The 16,077-nt window shown below is 57.0% G+C and carries 14 protein-coding genes; 10 read left to right on the top strand and 4 right to left on the bottom strand.

Translation table 11 applies throughout. From position 1 onward, the window contains the following. The first annotated feature begins 124 nt into the window (after nt 1-124). Nucleotides 125-889, top strand: a complete 765-nt coding sequence (locus GS612_RS01170; protein ID WP_171638820.1) for a metallophosphoesterase family protein — start codon at nt 125-127, stop codon at nt 887-889. A gap of 11 nt (nt 890-900) precedes the next feature. Here GS612_RS01170 and GS612_RS01165 read toward each other — a convergent pair whose 3' ends face one another. Continuing rightward, nucleotides 901-1,425, bottom strand: coding sequence for a CBS domain-containing protein (locus GS612_RS01165; protein ID WP_171119143.1), 525 nt, complete (start codon nt 1,423-1,425; stop codon nt 901-903). 123 nt (nt 1,426-1,548) lie between these two features. On the opposite strand from GS612_RS01165, the gene GS612_RS01160 reads away from it, so the two are divergent. The 7 genes from GS612_RS01160 to GS612_RS01130 all read left to right on the top strand — a co-directional run bounded on the left by GS612_RS01160 (nt 1,549) and on the right by GS612_RS01130 (nt 9,004). Beyond that, nucleotides 1,549-1,734, top strand: coding sequence for a hypothetical protein (locus GS612_RS01160; RefSeq protein WP_152460190.1), 186 nt, complete (start codon nt 1,549-1,551; stop codon nt 1,732-1,734). A gap of 66 nt (nt 1,735-1,800) precedes the next feature. Beyond that, on the top strand, nt 1,801-2,826 hold the full coding sequence (locus GS612_RS01155; protein WP_253286083.1) for an FAD:protein FMN transferase: 1,026 nt from the start codon (nt 1,801-1,803) through the stop codon (nt 2,824-2,826). Nucleotides 2,827-2,841: 15 nt separating this feature from the next. Next, nucleotides 2,842-3,078: a (Na+)-NQR maturation NqrM gene (gene nqrM, locus GS612_RS01150; protein WP_152460192.1), complete on the top strand. Its 237-nt coding sequence runs from the start codon at nt 2,842-2,844 to the stop codon at nt 3,076-3,078. A 71-nt stretch (nt 3,079-3,149) separates the two neighbouring features. Continuing rightward, nucleotides 3,150-4,820, top strand: a complete 1,671-nt coding sequence (locus GS612_RS01145; protein WP_171638818.1) for a sulfatase-like hydrolase/transferase — start codon at nt 3,150-3,152, stop codon at nt 4,818-4,820. Between the two features lie 192 nt (nt 4,821-5,012). Beyond that, a complete protein-coding gene (gpmI, locus tag GS612_RS01140; protein WP_171638817.1) occupies nt 5,013-6,530 on the top strand; it encodes a 2,3-bisphosphoglycerate-independent phosphoglycerate mutase in 1,518 nt (505 codons plus the stop codon). Then, nucleotides 6,527-7,657, top strand: coding sequence for a murein hydrolase activator EnvC (locus GS612_RS01135; RefSeq protein WP_171232278.1), 1,131 nt, complete (start codon nt 6,527-6,529; stop codon nt 7,655-7,657). The genes gpmI and GS612_RS01135 overlap by 4 nt, the downstream gene beginning before the upstream one ends. Nucleotides 7,658-7,663: 6 nt before the next feature. Further along, complete coding sequence (locus GS612_RS01130) at nt 7,664-9,004, top strand: S41 family peptidase (protein WP_171119151.1); 1,341 nt, start codon at nt 7,664-7,666, stop codon at nt 9,002-9,004. 42 nt (nt 9,005-9,046) lie between these two features. Here the strand turns inward: GS612_RS01130 and GS612_RS01125 are convergent, their stop codons facing one another. The 3 genes from GS612_RS01125 to GS612_RS01115 form a co-directional block, all read right to left on the bottom strand. After that, on the bottom strand, nt 9,047-10,573 hold the full coding sequence (locus tag GS612_RS01125; protein ID WP_171638816.1) for an MFS transporter: 1,527 nt from the start codon (nt 10,571-10,573) through the stop codon (nt 9,047-9,049). Between the two features lie 78 nt (nt 10,574-10,651). Further along, entirely contained in the window at nt 10,652-11,011 is a 360-nt protein-coding gene (locus GS612_RS01120) for a hypothetical protein (protein ID WP_152460198.1), read from the bottom strand. An 11-nt stretch (nt 11,012-11,022) separates the two neighbouring features. Next, nucleotides 11,023-11,784 carry a DUF6478 family protein gene (locus GS612_RS01115; protein ID WP_171638815.1) on the bottom strand — a complete coding sequence of 254 codons (762 nt, stop codon included), beginning with the start codon at nt 11,782-11,784 and terminating at the stop codon, nt 11,023-11,025. Between the two features lie 252 nt (nt 11,785-12,036). Here GS612_RS01115 and GS612_RS01110 point away from each other — a divergent pair, with 252 nt between their 5' ends. Together GS612_RS01110 and GS612_RS01105 are read left to right on the top strand one after the other, a co-directional pair. Continuing rightward, nucleotides 12,037-15,144 carry an ABC transporter transmembrane domain-containing protein gene (locus GS612_RS01110; RefSeq protein ID WP_171638814.1) on the top strand — a complete coding sequence of 1,036 codons (3,108 nt, stop codon included), beginning with the start codon at nt 12,037-12,039 and terminating at the stop codon, nt 15,142-15,144. Beyond that, a complete protein-coding gene (locus tag GS612_RS01105) occupies nt 15,137-16,021 on the top strand; it encodes a CPBP family intramembrane glutamic endopeptidase (protein ID WP_171638813.1) in 885 nt (294 codons plus the stop codon). The genes GS612_RS01110 and GS612_RS01105 overlap by 8 nt, the downstream gene beginning before the upstream one ends. The last annotated feature ends 56 nt before the right edge of the window (nt 16,022-16,077 follow it).

Here is a 16,077-nt window from a genome sequence, read left to right as displayed (position 1 = left end):
GGTCAAACATTTTGAACTGCGCCGAAGGTCATATCGAACATCCAGACGTCATTGGTCAACTCTTTGCTGATTCAATCAGATGCTCATTGCCGCCAATGGGCGAGAAGGATAGGGATCAACGTGTATGATTACGAACTGGATCAGACGGTGGTTCGACCGCAGGGCGGAGCGAACAACGAACGCGGTGTCTTGCGACATCGCTCCGGCCGAGAAAGTGACGGCCGTGGGCGATATCCATGGTCGTCTGGACTTGTTGCAGGCGTTGTTGCCCAGACTGGACGATCAGAGCTTGCTGGTGTTTGTCGGAGATTACATCGACCGAGGGCCATACAGCGCGCAGGTGCTGCGCCACCTGTTTCACCTGAGCGAGACGTCAGGAGGACGCGTTCAATGTCTTCTTGGAAACCACGAAGAGTTTCTGTTGCAATTCTTGGAGGCGCCGGAAGGCAACGCTCGGCTCTGGTTTCAAAATGGGGGCGTGCAAACGCTGGCGTCTTTCGGGTTGAAGCCGCCCGGGGATATCGACAACAACCAGCAGGTTCGAAAACTGGCGGATGATCTTCGCCTGAAGATGGGCGAAAGCCTGATCAACTGGCTAGCCGACCGGCCATTGACCTGGACCACCGGCAACGTCACTTTCGTTCATGCGGCGCTGGACCCCCGACTGCCGATTGAGGCCCAAGATCGCCAGATTTGTCTTTGGGGACATCCCATGTTTCCCAGGCTGGCCCGCAGCGATGGCCAATGGGTGGTACACGGCCACACCATCGTGGACCTGCCCCGGATCAGGAACCGGGTGGTATCGATTGACACGGGCGCTTTCGCTTCGGGTCGATTGACAGCCGCCGAGATCAACGCCGGTTGTGTTCGGTTCACCTCGACCGGATGAACAGTGGGCCTTTAACCGACGATCATTTGCTTCATGCGAAGCGCTTCATATTCCAACTCTTTGAGACGGAAGTGGACAACGTCTCCGATCGTGATGACGCCGCACAAGTGACCGTCGCGCAGCACCGGCATATGGCGAAAACGACCCTCGGTCATTGTTTTCAGAACTTCATTCAGCAGATCATCCGGTGTGCAGGTCTTAACATCCCTGGTCATGAGGTCTTCGACGGATTGCGGAAGGGTCTGGCCGGGTGTGTCTGCCATGCGCCGAACGATGTCGCGTTCTGACAAAATCCCCTGCAACGCCCCGTTCTGATCCGTCACGAGAACAGCACCGATCCGCTTTTCCTTCAGCGTGTTGACCACAGAATGGATGGTGTCATTTGGCCGCACCGAAAACACCGCGTCCCCTTTCCCTTCAAGCAGCTTGGCCACGGTTGTCTGCGAATGCGACAGGTTCGATTCCGCAGACTGGCTGTACGTCGTCTTGTCAGCCTTGTCGCCACGCGAAGGCGACTGGTAAGAGGTTGGAGCCATGGGCAATCTCCTTGTGGTTCTTGCAAAGTCTTTCCCTTTTACCTTAGCGCAGCTAAACGACCTGTATAGGGTGCAATTGCGCCGATCGGCAAAAACGCGGGCCCGGAAAGGACGTTCAAGCCATTGAGTGAACTCTATCTTACGCCACCCATAGCGGCATTGATCTTCTTTGCCGTTGTTGTTTGTGGCCACAATTTCCGCATGGCGTGGAAGCAACAGCCGCCGGGTTGGCAAAAACGTGCGTGGTTGTTCGGCGTGCCGGCGGGGGTCGGCCTTTTGATGCTGGGTTTCCTGCCGCTGAAGATGTGATCGCAGTTTGACTCTGGCCGGGGCCACTGGCATATGCCGGGCACAGAATTTCCCGGAGATCGCCCGATGCGTCTTATGCCTTTACTGGCCGTTGCCACCCTTCTTTCCGGCTGTTTGTTCGACAAAGAACCCGAGGTGGTTCGTCTGTCGGGCGAAACGATGGGCACGACCTTCAACATAACCGCGATCGGCGAAGATCTTGATGAGGCCGCATTGGCCGCAGCCGTCGAAGAGACGCTGGCCGAGGTGAACGCCAAAATGTCCAACTGGGATCCAGAATCCGAGGTGTCCGTCTTTTCGGCGTCAACCAGCACAGCCCCCGTTCCGGTCTCGGACGAACTCGCATTGGTCCTTTCGGCCGCCAATGACGTGCACGAAAAAACCGGTGGGACTTTTGATGTAACTCTGGGCCCGCTGATCGAACTTTGGGGCTTTGGCCCACGCAAGCCCGAGGATCCGGTGCCCTCGGATGCTGAAATCGAGGCCGCGTTGAGCGGCGTCGGGCAAGCCCGTTTGCTGACGCTCGACACCGCAGCCGGCACGCTGTCGAAGGCTGATCCGCAGGTGGGCATCAACCTGTCGGCGATTGCGAAGGGCTATGGCATCGATGCGGTTGCCGGCGCTTTGCAGGATGCCGGTATCGACGATTACCTTGTCGAGATTGGAGGTGATCTTGTCGCCAAAGGCAAGAATGAGCAGGGCGAAGCCTGGCGCATTGGCATCGAAAAGCCTGAAACGGGCGCTCAGAGCATTCAACTGATCGTTTCCCTGGATGATCGCGGCATGGCCAGCTCGGGCGATTACAAGAATTTCTTCGAACAGGACGGTGTGCGGTATTCGCATATCATCGATCCGACAACGGGACGCCCGATCACACATCGCACGACCTCTGTCACGGTCCTGGCGGAAAACGCAATGTTGGCGGATGCCTGGGCAACGGCCATGCTGGCTTTGGGTCAGGAAAAGGGAATGGATATTGCGGAAAAGCATAAACTTGCCGTGTACTTCATCTCGCGGGATGTGACAGGCGGCGAAGATGCCTATATTACGTCGCACAGCACCGCGTTCAAAGACGCTTTGGGAACCAACTGACAGGCAGGAACCGAGATGAGCACTTTTATTCTGGCCTTTATACTTTTGGCGCTTGTCATGGTCGGTATGTCATTGGGTGTCATGCTGATGGGCAAGACCATCAAAGGCAGCTGCGGTGGCCTGAATGCGATCTCGGGCGCCGATAAATGCGTTGTGTGTCAAAAGGATGTCGATCCGGACAGCCCGCTGCGCGATCAGTTGCAGTGCAAACGTGCCAGGAAGATGTTGGAACAGATGGAGCATCAGGCCTGAAGCAAGTTTTGCTTCGCTCTGCGAACGGAAGTGGCTAACTAGGTCCCCATGACTTTCGGGGAGGCACCGCGTTGGCCAAGGCAAAAAATATCCTGTTCATCATGTTCGACCAGCTGCGCTGGGATTATCTGAGCTGTTACGGGCATCCACATCTGCATACTCCGAATATCGATCGTCTGGCCGCGCGCGGTGTCCGTTTTGACCGGGCCTATATCCAGTCACCGATTTGCGGCAGTTCCCGCATGTCGACCTATACCGGGCGCTATGTGCACTCCCATGGGGCCTCATGGAACAACATTCCCCTCAAAGTGGGTGAGATCACGTTGGGCGACCACCTGCGCAAGGCGGGAATGGATTGCTGGCTGGTCGGCAAGACCCATATGGCAGCCGATGCCGAGGGGATGGCCCGTCTTGGGCTGGAGCCCGACAGCATCATCGGGGCCCGCGTCGCGGAATGCGGGTTTGACGTGTTCGAACGCGATGACGGGTTGCGCGCAGAGGGTCCGGACGGATTCTATGACCCGGACGGGGCAAAGAAATACAACAATTACCTTGCAGACAAGGGATACGAGAGCGACAATCCGTGGCATGATTTTGCCAATTCCGGTCTGGATGCCGATGGCAACGTGCTGTCGGGGTGGTTCCTGAAGAATTCATCCGAACCTGCAAATATCGCGGAAGAGGACAGTGAAACACCATATCTGACCACCCGTGGAATCGAGTTCATTGACAGCCATGACGGACCATGGTGCTGTCACCTCAGCTACATCAAGCCTCACTGGCCTTACATCGTGCCGGAACCTTATGCCTCGATGTACGGGCCCGAACATGTCGTGCCCGTGGTCCGCTCGGAAGCTGAGCGAAAGAATGCCCACCCCGTCCTGAAGGCCTTCATGGACACCAAGGTCGGGCAGGCATTTTCGCGCGAGGATGTCCGCGAGGCGGTGATCCCGGCTTACATGGGGCTGATCAAACAAGCGGATGACCAGATGGGTCGTCTGTTCGACTGGATGGAGAAAACCGGGCGGATGGACGACACGATGATCGTGCTGACCTCGGATCACGGTGATTTTCTGGGCGACCACTGGATGGGTGAGAAGACTTTCTTCCACGATGCCTCCACCAAAATGCCGCTGATCATTTATGACCCGTCACCCGAAGCGGACGTCACGCGCGGTACCACCTGCGACGCGCTGGTCGAGTCGATCGATCTGGCGCCAACGTTTCTGGAACTGGCAGGCGGCGAAAAAGCCGGGCATATTCTCGAGGGGCATTCTCTGCTGCCGATCCTGCATGGTCAGTCCGACAAAACGCCCCGACAGGTCGCGATTTGCGAGTATGACTATTCCGCGTCCCCCATCGCGCAGCGACTGAATGCATCGGTTCGAGATGCGGTGATGTTCATGGTCGCGAATGAAAAGTGGAAGCTCATCCATTGCGAGGGCGGGTACAGGCCGATCCTGTTCGATCTGGAAAACGACCCCGATGAACTGGTGGATCTGGGTGACAGCGCGGATCATTCGGAAGTCATCGCGCAAATGTACGATCACCTGTTTGCCTGGGCGCGGCGCCCGTCACAGCGCACCACCCGGTCCGAACAGCAGTTGATCGATATGCGGACCCGAAGCGGGGGCACGGGCATCATGATCGGCATCTACGACGAAAACGACACGCCGCTGGAACTGACGGTCAAATATCGCAACCGCAAGGCGAAGCCATACACGCGTTACCTCAAAGACTAGTCTCGTCCGGGTTTTCCCCGATAAAACCATGATGGCTTTGCGTCGAAAAATGCAGCGGCTCATTGTCCGCCAGCGATGGGCCGAAGCCGCCAGGCCGTTTGATTAATTCTGCGTAAATTGCCGCAAAGATGGTTCACCCCTTGCCGGCCAGACGCTAGAAGAAGACCCAAGAGCAGTAATCGGAGATTTTCAATGCCAACCCCCAAACCCGTTGTTCTGTGCATTCTTGATGGGTGGGGCGTGTCAGACGACACACAGGCGAATGCGCCCTATCTGGCGAACACGCCGACCTTTGACGCGATCATGGCCAAATGCCCGCACGCCACGCTGACAACGCATGGCCCGGACGTAGGTCTGCCCAGTGGGCAGATGGGTAACTCCGAAGTCGGTCATACAAACATAGGTGCGGGCCGCGTTGTGGCCATGGATCTGGGTCAGATCGACCTGGCCATCGAAGACGGTTCGTTCTTTGACAATGAGGCATTGCAGGCATTCATTTCCAAGGTCAAATCCTCAGGGGGTACGGCTCATCTCATGGGGTTGGTCTCGGATGGTGGTGTTCACGGGCACCTGAACCACATCATCGCTGCAACCAAGGCCATTACGGATGCCGGTGTTCCGGTCGCCCTTCATGCGGTCACGGATGGGCGCGACGTGGCCCCAAAATCTGCGCTGACCTATTTTTCCCAGTTGGAAGAACGGCTGCCCGAGGGGGCACGTGTCGTCACGGTAAGCGGTCGCTATTTCGCCATGGATCGCGACAATCGCTGGGAACGGATCGCAGAAGCTTATGACGCGATGATCAACGGCAAGGGCAGGGCGGCCGACACCGCACATGGCGCTGTGGACTATGCCTACAACCAGTCTGAGTCTGACGAATTCATTACGCCGACCGTGTTGCAAGGATACAAGGGCGTATCCGACGGCGATGGCTTTTTCTGTCTAAATTTCCGTGCAGATCGTGCTCGCGAAATCCTGCGCGCGATTGGTGAACCGGGCTTTGCCGATTTCGAAACCGGGCCGCGGCCGAAACTGTCGGCGCTGCTGGGCATGGTAGAGTATTCGGACGGTCACAACGAATATATGACCGCGGTTTTTCCGAAACGGGCGATTGTGAACACGCTCGGGGAATGGGTCGCCAAGCAGGGGTTGCGTCAGTTCCGGCTGGCTGAAACCGAAAAATACCCCCATGTCACTTTTTTCCTGAACGGGGGCAAGGAGACCCCTGAAAAAGGTGAAGATCGCTATATGCCCAAATCACCCAAGGTTGCGACCTATGATTTGCAACCCGAGATGTCCTCGGCCGAGGTCACAGCCAAGTTTGTCGAGGCGATCGAACAAGGTTACGACCTGATCGTAACCAATTACGCCAACCCTGATATGGTCGGGCATACCGGCGACCTTCAAGCTGCGATTAAGGCATGCGAAGCCGTTGATGCAGGATTGGCTCAGGTCGTTGCTGCCTTGGAAAAAGCAGGCGGCGCAATGATCGTCACCGCCGATCACGGTAACTGTGAAGTGATGGTTGATCCGGAAACCGGCGGTCCGCATACGGCGCACACGCTGAACCCGGTGCCTATAGCTTTGGTCGGAGGGCCAGAAGGCGCGCAGGTACGTCAGGGGCGGTTGTCTGATCTGGCGCCGACCCTGCTTGATTTGATGAACCTGCCCAAACCGCCGGAAATGACCGGAGAAAGCCTGCTGTCATGAGGCTGACCGCCCTTGCGATTGTGCTGCTTTCAGCTTGTCAGGCCTTTGCTCAGGACGACGCTTCTCGGGCAGCACTGGATGCGGCAAGGATGCTGGAACAGGCGTCGATCTCGCTGAGCGAAGCAGACGGCGCAAGGGATCGGGTGCGGGCGCTGACCGAAACGATACAAGCCTATGAGGCCGGGCTGAGCGCGATGCGGACCGGTCTGCGCAAGGCTGCAACACGCGAAGCGCAACTGAGCGCGCAATTGAGCGCGCGTGAAAAGGACGTCAGGCAGTTGCTGGGCATTTTGCAGACCATCGAAACGACCGCACCGCCAGTGCTGATGCTGCACCCGTCAGGCCCATTGGGCGCGGCGCGGGCCGGAATGATGCTGTCCGAGGTGACGCCTGGGCTCAATGCAAAAGCGCAAGCGCTGGCACAGGACCTGCAAGAGGTTCAGACCCTGCGTCTGCTGCAACAAAGCGCCTCGGAAACTTTGACCGAAGGGCTGCGCGGTGTGCAGGATGCCCGCACGCGGTTGAGCGAAGCGATTGCCGACCGCACTGATTTGCCGCGTCGGTTTGTCGAAGACCCGGTGCGCACGGCCATTCTGATTTCTTCGACCGAGACTCTGGATGGTTTTGCAAGCGGTCTGTCAGAGATTTCAGAAGGCGAGATCATTGAAACCGACGCAAGCATCCTGGATCAGAAAGGACAGATTCCCTTGCCGGTGCAGGGCATCCTGCTGCACAAGGCCGGTGAACCGGACGCTGCAGGGGTCGCCCGCGCTGGTCTGGTCATCGGCACCCGTTCCCGTGCGCTTGTAACATCCCCCACTGCGGCCACGATCCGCTATCGCGGGCCATTGCTGGATTTGGGAAACCTTGTCATTCTGGAGCCGCAACCGGGCCTGTTGTTCGTGTTTTCGGGCTTGCAAGAGGTCTATGGTCAACCCGGGCAGGTGATCCCCAAAGGCACTCCGGTTGGCCTGATGCCGGGTGAAACGCCGGAAATCGGCGCAATATTGTCAACAAGCGGTGATGGCACTGGAACTGATCGCCCAGAAACGCTCTATATAGAGGTAAGAGAAGACAACACCCCGGTGGACCCGGAAACTTGGTTTCGGACCGACAAGGATGGATAAACGAGTATGAAGAAATTTGTGATGGCCGGTTTGGCCGGAACTGTGGCAGGCATTCTTGCGACAACGCAGATCGCAGGCCCCCTGCTGGCGCAAGAGGCTGTGAACAAGGCCAGCGTCTATGAGCAGCTTGACCTGTTCGGTGACATTTTCGAACGCATCCGTGCGCAATATGTCGAAGAGGTCGAGCCCGAAGAACTTATCGAGGCGGCAATCGATGGTATGCTGACCTCTCTTGATCCGCATTCCAGTTATCTTTCGCCCGATGATGCGGAACAGATGCGCGTGCAGACCCGGGGCGAGTTCGGTGGACTGGGTATCGAGGTCACGCAGGAAGACGGTTTTGTCAAAGTCGTGTCACCCATCGACGACACACCCGCTGACGAGGCCGGGATCGAAGCCGGAGATTTCATCACACATGTGGATGGCGAAAGCATTCTGGGCCTGACGCTGGACAAGGCGGTGGATCTGATGCGGGGTCCGGTCGGCTCCGAGATTGTTATTACCGTCGTGCGTGAAGGCGAACCTGATCCCTTCGATGTCACCATCATCCGTGACACGATCAAGCTGACCGCCGTTCGCGCCCGCACCGAGGGCACAAGTGTCGTGCTGCGGGTAACGACCTTCAATGATCAGACTTTCCCCAACCTACAGGAAGGGTTGAAGGAACAGATCGAAGAAGCTGGTGGCATCGACAAGGTCAATGGTGTCGTACTGGACCTGCGCAACAACCCGGGCGGCCTGTTAACACAGGCCATCAAAGTTTCGGATGCGTTCCTGAACGAAGGGGAAATCGTCTCGACCCGTGGACGGGACCCGGAAGAGGGTGAGCGTTTCAACGCCACCCCCGGCGATCTGGCGGAAGGCAAACCCATTGTCGTGTTGATCAATGGTGGTTCGGCCTCGGCATCTGAAATCGTCGCGGGCGCGCTTCAGGATCATCGCCGGGCCATCGTCGTCGGCACCAAAAGCTTCGGCAAGGGGTCGGTTCAGACGGTGATGCCGCTGCGGGGTGATGGTGCGATGCGCCTGACCACGTCCCGGTATTACACCCCATCAGGGCGGTCGATTCAGGCTCTGGGTGTCAGCCCTGATATCATCGTGGAACAACCCCGTCCGGCGCCAGAACCGGAAGAGGAAGAAACCAACGCCCGTTCGCGCTCCGAGGCCGATCTGCGCGGCAGCCTCAACAATGACAGCCTCAGCGAAGATGAGATTCGCCAGATCGAAGAAGATCGCGCCAAGGCCGAGGCAACCGCAGAGCTGAGGGAAGAGGATTATCAGTTGGCCTATGCTATCGATATCCTGAAGGGGCTGTCGGCTTTCAACCCCAACGGGCCGTCACAGTAAAACAGTAAGGGCTGCGGATGTCGCAGCCCTTGGCTCCCGACTTCAGCTTTCGATCCGGTGCAGTTTTTTTTCGTCGAGAAGCAGCGCCAGAACGAGACCGACCGAGACGGACAAGGCCGAAAAGACGAAAGCCATACTCATCCCGCTGTCAAACGCCGCCGACAATGCCCGTTGAACCGTCTCTGCCTCGCTGGATGACAACCGGCTGATGACCGCGTGGGCGGACGGCGTATCAAGTGTTCCGCCGTTGATCGTGCGAAGCTCTGCTTCGGTCAACTTGATACCCGAAGCGGCCACATTCTGGCGAAGCTCAGACAGGCTGACGACGTACATGATGGCCGTGGCACAGGCGACAGAGATTGCGCCGTAAACCAGGTGGGTCATGAAGCTCAGGCCGCCAACCAGACCAGCCCGTTCCGGCTTTACGGCGCACATAGCAGCAGTGCCGGACGGCCCAACCGTCAAAGTTGCGCCCAGTCCGATCATCGCCATGCCGGGCAGGATGCGAAAGTACCCCAGATCACCGGGCAGCACGACAATGGTCGCAGCGCCGATCGTTGCGATCAGATATCCCCAGAACAGCAGCCGCTTGGGGCCGAAATCATTGTAAAGCGTGCCCGAAACAATTGATCCCACGGCAAGCAACACGGTCAGCGGCGCCAAGCCCAGTGCCGATTCAAACGTCGACCAGCCCAGCACCTTTTGCATGTATTGGGGAAAATACAGCAGCCCCACAAATGCTGCGGACACGTTGAACATGTTAAGGCCAAGGGTGATGCGAAACTCGCGGTTTTGCATCATCTGCGGCAAAAGCAGCGGCTCTGTTACGCGTTTTTCGACTTTGGGGAACAGAATGAAAAGCGCAGCGCTGGTGAAAAACAGCATCAACAACGGAACGGATGTCCATCCCCAGTCCGCGCCCACATCCAAACCGTAAAGCAGCAGCAAAACGGCAAAGGACAACACACCCATTCCGGCGAGGTCGAGGTGTTCATCCGGTTTGTGCTGTGTTTCGCGCTCCATCAGGATCAGCGCGGTGGCCATCGAAATGCAAGAAAAGACCACATTGGCAAGGAAAAAGTAGCGCCACTCTCCCAGGTTCACGGCCAATCCGCTGATCATCGGACCAAACACATTGCCGGTGGTCACACCTGCCAGAATTAGCCCCATCACCAAGGCTCGATGCTCTGGTTTTGACACTTTGGTTGCCCCGAAGGCCAGTGTGCAGGGCCATACACAACCCGCGCCGATGCCTTGCAGCGCACGCGCAATGACAAGAAAATCAAGACTGGGCGAAACAAAGCACATGACTGAGGAAAACAGAAAGATCGACAGGCCAAAAAGCATCATTCGGCGGTGGCCATACATGTCGCCAAGCCGCCCGCCTGCGACCATGGTCATGGCGAAAAACAAGGCATAGATGTTCAGAACCCATTGGGTGCTGGTAATATCGGCGTCAAAGCTGCTTTCGATCGCAGGCACCAGCATCAGGGCGCCGGTAAAATCAATACCGATGCCAAATCCGGTAACCATCAAAGCGATGACTTTGACTATGCTGCTGCGATCCATGACAAGGCGCGATCCGCTCTGAAAACGCCAATGATGCACGAATCTGGCAAGATTGACAGGAAAACCAGCAGGAACGGATTAGGGGTCGTCTCGGCAAATCCGGCGGAAAGCGCGTTTCAGCATATCCAGTTCAGCCCGCAGCAAATCAATTTCGGCCCTTAGATCATCTGCGGCGGGCTCACCGGCAATCACCGTGAAGCTTCCCAGTTTTTCGGTTGTGGCTGCATCTGCAACGACGAACGTGTGCACGCCTTCGGATAGGGCTGCAACAGGCACCTGTATGCGCAAGTCCCATCCGTCTTCTGCGGGCGACAGGTCAACATCGCTCAGGGTTTCGCCCTGATAGCTTACCTCGGGGTTAGGCGTACTGCTGGCTTGAATGTGGCCTTGCCAGATTCCGTTTTCGAACCGTATGAAGGTTAGCTTGGTCTGCGTCATGACTGATCTTCTCACAAATCGGCACGATGAAAACGGCAAAACGTAAGATCCCGCACCACCATGCGATTCATCTCGGGCGTTTCAAAAATCAAATCCAGCCAGATTTTTTCGATCCTGCGCTCATTCAGGGGGAGATGCGCCAGATCAAAATCCACGGCCTTTGATACCTCGCTGGGATCAAGGCTTCGCAACACCTGTTCCATATTGGGCCCGTGCTGAATGTTGAGGCGCGCGAAAACGCCCGATGGCTTTTCACACTCGATCAGGGTTTCCAGCCTCACAAGATGCTCGCGCGTTAGATGAATTGCAGCATCCTCAGGCAATTCAACCGAAACGGACAGGAAGGACCCCCCAAAGCTGAAAACCTCGATCACGAGACTGAACGGAGCCAGATCTCTGTCCCCTCTGTTCCGGACTTGCCGAACGGCAATTTCAGAAAGCGGGCAGTCGTGGAACACGCTGACCTGACTGTCCAGAACGGTCTTTCGCGGGGCCGAAGCCACACCCGGTTGCGTCAGGGGCGCACGCCATAGGTCGGGGCGGCAGCTCCAGTCTGTTCCGACGGGTTTGGGAAACTGCGTTGACCCAATCGTTGGCCGGATCAGGCGACGGTCTGCCTGCTGTATCAAATGATCAAGATGCCTGCGCAAACCGCGGGCCTGATCCCGTAGCAAGCGCAAGTCTGCCTGGGTGGCATACGGCGCCTGATGCGCGGCCCGACGCCAGCGCCCCAGAATCTTGCGATGAAAATAGCGATCCAGAATCCTGCCCATGGCCACGTCGTCCAATAATGCCCGGCCTTAGTCAAGGACAACAGCAAGAACAAAACCGCAATAACGGAATTGCTAGCGAAGCCTTGTGTTTTCCTGTTGGGGTCCCTCCACAATTTGGTTAGGCGCAACATGCTGAAACTGAACTGGTCTATTCTTGCAATGTACCGGGTCAGTGCTTACCGTTTGGCTCCTGCAAAGTGGGTCATCCCAAGAACAGCCACACAACAGTTTAGCGCATGACAAGGCCGGGTTATGGAGTCCACTTTATTTGCCTTCATTTGGAAATATTCGAAGAAACAGCAACTTGTTCTTCTTCTGCTGACGGTCCTGTCGTTCCCGTTTCTTTACGCCTCGCTGGAATTGCCCAAACAAATCATCAACGACGCAATCGGCGCGCCGGGTGACACGGTAACCATCTGGAACTTCACCGTGACGCAGGTTCAGTATCTGATGCTACTGTGTGTTGCATTCCTGGCGACGGTGATCGCGAGCGGTGTCATGAAGATGCGCATCAACACGATGAAGGGCGTCCTTGCCGAGCGCATGCTGCGGCGCCTGCGCTATACGTTGATCCAACGGTCGATGCGGTTTCCGAAATCCTATTTTGCGACCACCAGCCAGGGTGAGCTGGTATCGATGATCACGTCCGAGGCCGAACCGATGGGTGGCCTGATGGGGGATGCCATCGCGCAGCCGGTTTTCCAGTTCGGCCAGATGATGACGATCGTCACGTTCCTGTTCATGCAAAGCGTTTGGTTCGGACTTGCCAGTATCGCGCTGATCCCGCTTCAGGCTTGGCTGATCCCCAAGCTTCAGCGGCAAATCAACCTTCTGAACAAGGACCGCATTCAGGAAGTTCGACGTCTGAGCTCAGAGATCGGCGAAACTGCGGCGGGTATCAGCGATCTGCGTACCAACGGAGGGTGGCGCTATCGCCTTGCGCAATTCAGCCATCGGCTGGGGAAACTGTTCGAGATCCGTTTTAAGATCTACAACAAAAAATTCTTCATGAAGTTCCTCAACAACCTGATAACTCAGATGACACCCTTCCTTTTTTATTCAGTGGGTGGATATCTGGCGATCACCGGCGAGGTGACCGTCGGTGCGCTGGTTGCCGCGTTGGGCGCCTACAAGGATCTGAGCGGCCCATGGAAGGATCTGCTGACCTATTACAATCAGGTACAGGACATGTCTTTGCGGTGGGAAATCGTCACCGAGAGATTTGCACCGGACAACATGATACCGGAAGAACTTTTCGAGGGTGAGCCTGAAACCATCCCGCGTCTGACTGGCGACATAGAGCTGCGAAATGTGACTGTTCGCGATAGCGATGGCAAAACCGTTCTCGAAGATCTCGATCTGACCATTCCGCGCGGCGCGCGCGTCGCAATTCAGTCTGGACAGGCGTCGGAACGCAGCGCGTTGGGTCAGCTTTTGACTCGTGAGGTGTTGCCGGCTCAGGGTGAGGTGATCATAGCCGGACATAATCTGCGCGGTCTGCATCAGGCCGTCATCGCGGCCCGGTTCGGCTATGCCTATTCGCGCCCTTACCTGTTTGACGGGACCTTGGGCGACAACCTCATGATGCCTTTGCGCACGCATCCACGACATCAAGCAGATACGCTCAAGGCCCCGACGCGGTGGCAAATCGAAGCTGTTCGTGCAGGCAATTCACCGGATTCTCTGGACGATGAATGGATTGACCCGGGCCTTGCCGGTCTTGACGATATCGACGACATACGTGACTGGTGGTTCCAGCTAGTGGAAGCGATGGGTATCGACGAGTTCATGTTCCGCCGCACTTTGCGTACGCAGTTCGACCCGGAAATTCACCCGGTTCTGGCACAGGAAGTTGTCAATTTACGAGGAACCATCGCCGAGCGCCTGGCAGAAAAGGGGCTTGATCGATATGTGTACCGGTTCGACCCTGATCGCTTTAACCCGGCAGTTCCGCTGGGCGGAAACTTGTTGTTCGCGGCGCCATCCAAGGACATTTCTCCGGATATATTGGCGGGTGACGAACGGTTCGTTCAGATGCTCAGCGCCCATGATCTGGTTGAAGACGTGATCAGCATCTCTCAGGCCGTCATGGACACGCTCAGCAAGACCTTCGGGCGGGACGGGGCGGATCACCCGCTTTTCCTTAGGCTTGGCATGTCCAAGGACATGTATCACAAATTGCTGGATATCGAAGAACGGCGCAAAGCCAAGGGTGATATGGCCGTGAGCGACCAGGAGCGCGCATTGCTACTGACGGTACCGTTCCTGTTGACGGCCGAGCAGATCGGCCCAAACTTCCCGGAAGAATACAAGGAAAAGATTCTTGCCATCCGCAAAAGTCAGGCCAAGCGGCTGCTGGATGCGATGAGCGGCATGTTCATGTCAGTTGCGCCGGACATCTATGTGCCACGTCTGACCGTGATGGAAAATGCGATCTACGGCCGGGTTTCGTTGATGGCCGGTGCACACGCGGACGAGATAGAAGACGTCGTGGCCGAAGCCATGAACGAAGCCGGCCTGCGACGCCGTGCAGCTGCCATCATCTACGATCTGCCAGCAGGCCTGGGCGGGAACAATCTGCCGACCGTCTTTCAGGAGCGTGCCGCATTCTCACGCGCGGGTATCAAACGGCCTGACGTCCTGATTCTGGACAGGGCTCTGGCAAGTCACGATTCCGAAAGCCGGTTGCGCACCCGCCTGAAACTGCGGGAATTGTTGCCGGATTCCATTATGATCTTTATGGAAGACCACTTTGCACATCCCGAAGCGTATGATCTGTTTGTGGAAATCAAGGATGGCCGTATCGATGGTGTGTCACGATCCAAATCCCCGCAAGAAGACAGCACGTCGGACGATCTGAGCCGCAAGCTCGAGATCATTTCGGCGACCGAGTTGTTTTCCGGCGTGGATGGCCGCAACCAGCGGTTGTTGGCGTTCTCAGCGCAATGGTACGAAGCAGCAGCGGGGCAAGTCATCTTCTCGCGTGGTCAGGCGCCCGACGCGGCGTATCTGTGCGTCTCAGGGCAGGCCAGGCTGGACTGGCCCACGGATGATGGACAAAAACGCCCGATCTCGATCATCGAACCCGGGCGGCTGATCGGTGATCTCTCGATCATAACAGGAGAGCCCAGACAACTGAATCTGGTCGCCACCGAAGATTGCTGTTTCCTGCGTATCGGCGCCGAGGAACTGCGTGCCGTGGTCGAAAGCGACGCTTCGGTTGCTACGCAATTGCTACAGACTGTTGCGGGATATCTGACTACGTTGTCCACAAGAATCAATGCGGCGCAGAACCCCGAGGAGCTGCTCCCGACCATTACGGATCAGGCGATTCAGGAAAGCACGGACAATAATGCCTAAAGCATATTCCGCTCATGACCATCTGGTCGAAACCGCACGCGGCAAACCGGAAATCTGGCGCCTGTTGCTGGGGCTCTTGCTGGTTGCCGTGCTGGTCAGCGTTCTGAACATGGTGTTTTTTACCGTGGTTGCCGGGATGGGTCCGGAAAGCTGGGCGCAGACGCTTCTGTTGGGCGGTTCACCCCTTGCGCTGCTGTTGCTGTTGGCCAGTTTCGGTTTCATCATTCTGGGCGTGGCCGTCGCCGCCCGGCAGGTTCAGCACAGGTCTTTGGTGTCCATCGTGGGCGGGTACCGATTGGCGGCGGGCCAATTCCTTAAAGTGTTGAAAGCACTTCTTATTCTGGGCGTTGTCGGGTTCCTGCTGCCGCCTTATGGCTTTGGCGGATCTCTGTCGCAGAACCTGCCATTGTCAACCTGGCTTCTTCTTTTGCCGGTTTCGGCCTTGGTTGTTCTGGTGCAGACCAGCGCCGAAGAGCTGTTGTTCAGAGGCTATATTCAGCAAACCCTGGCAGCCAGATTCCAATCGCCTGTCATCTGGATGGGGGTGCCATCCATCCTGTTTGCAATTGGACATTACACACCGGACATGGCTGGCGACAACGCGTTGCTGATTGCGCTGTGGGCTTGCGTTTTCGGTCTACTGACGTCGGACCTGACGGCACGGGCCGGAACATTGGGGCCAGCTATTGCCTTGCATTTTTTCAACAACATCATTGCGTTGCTGTTTATCTCGTTGCCCGACAACCTGAACGGGCTGGCGCTGTTCACCCTTCCGTTTGATGCATCCGACGCCGAACAGCTTCGCCCCTGGCTTCTGGTGGACCTTGCCGTGATGTTCGTTTGCTGGCTGGCTGCGCGACTTGCGCTCAGGCGTTGATTGCAATTCCTTCCGTGGCGTCCTATTTGACGTCAACACCGCACAAGCCAAGGTTC

Source organism: Ruegeria sp. HKCCD6157 (assembly GCF_013110685.1).
Classification (GTDB): Bacteria; Pseudomonadota; Alphaproteobacteria; order Rhodobacterales; family Rhodobacteraceae; genus Ruegeria.
Note: the sequence above shows the minus strand (reverse complement) of the source record. Positions and strands in the feature narration are given on the sequence as shown.

What these genes read in the sequence shown, in the direction of transcription:
- GS612_RS01170 (WP_171638820.1), top strand. Translation starts at nt 125, where the DNA reads ATGATTACGAACTGGATCAGACGGTGGTTCGACCGCAGGGCGGAGCGA.
- GS612_RS01165 (WP_171119143.1), bottom strand. Translation starts at nt 1,425, where the DNA reads ATGGCTCCAACCTCTTACCAGTCGCCTTCGCGTGGCGACAAGGCTGAC.
- GS612_RS01155 (WP_253286083.1), top strand. Translation starts at nt 1,801, where the DNA reads ATGCGTCTTATGCCTTTACTGGCCGTTGCCACCCTTCTTTCCGGCTGT.
- nqrM (WP_152460192.1), top strand. Translation starts at nt 2,842, where the DNA reads ATGAGCACTTTTATTCTGGCCTTTATACTTTTGGCGCTTGTCATGGTC.
- gpmI (WP_171638817.1), top strand. Translation starts at nt 5,013, where the DNA reads ATGCCAACCCCCAAACCCGTTGTTCTGTGCATTCTTGATGGGTGGGGC.
- GS612_RS01135 (WP_171232278.1), top strand. Translation starts at nt 6,527, where the DNA reads ATGAGGCTGACCGCCCTTGCGATTGTGCTGCTTTCAGCTTGTCAGGCC.
- GS612_RS01130 (WP_171119151.1), top strand. Translation starts at nt 7,664, where the DNA reads ATGAAGAAATTTGTGATGGCCGGTTTGGCCGGAACTGTGGCAGGCATT.
- GS612_RS01125 (WP_171638816.1), bottom strand. Translation starts at nt 10,573, where the DNA reads ATGGATCGCAGCAGCATAGTCAAAGTCATCGCTTTGATGGTTACCGGA.
- GS612_RS01120 (WP_152460198.1), bottom strand. Translation starts at nt 11,011, where the DNA reads ATGACGCAGACCAAGCTAACCTTCATACGGTTCGAAAACGGAATCTGG.
- GS612_RS01115 (WP_171638815.1), bottom strand. Translation starts at nt 11,784, where the DNA reads ATGGGCAGGATTCTGGATCGCTATTTTCATCGCAAGATTCTGGGGCGC.
- GS612_RS01110 (WP_171638814.1), top strand. Translation starts at nt 12,037, where the DNA reads ATGGAGTCCACTTTATTTGCCTTCATTTGGAAATATTCGAAGAAACAG.
- GS612_RS01105 (WP_171638813.1), top strand. Translation starts at nt 15,137, where the DNA reads ATGCCTAAAGCATATTCCGCTCATGACCATCTGGTCGAAACCGCACGC.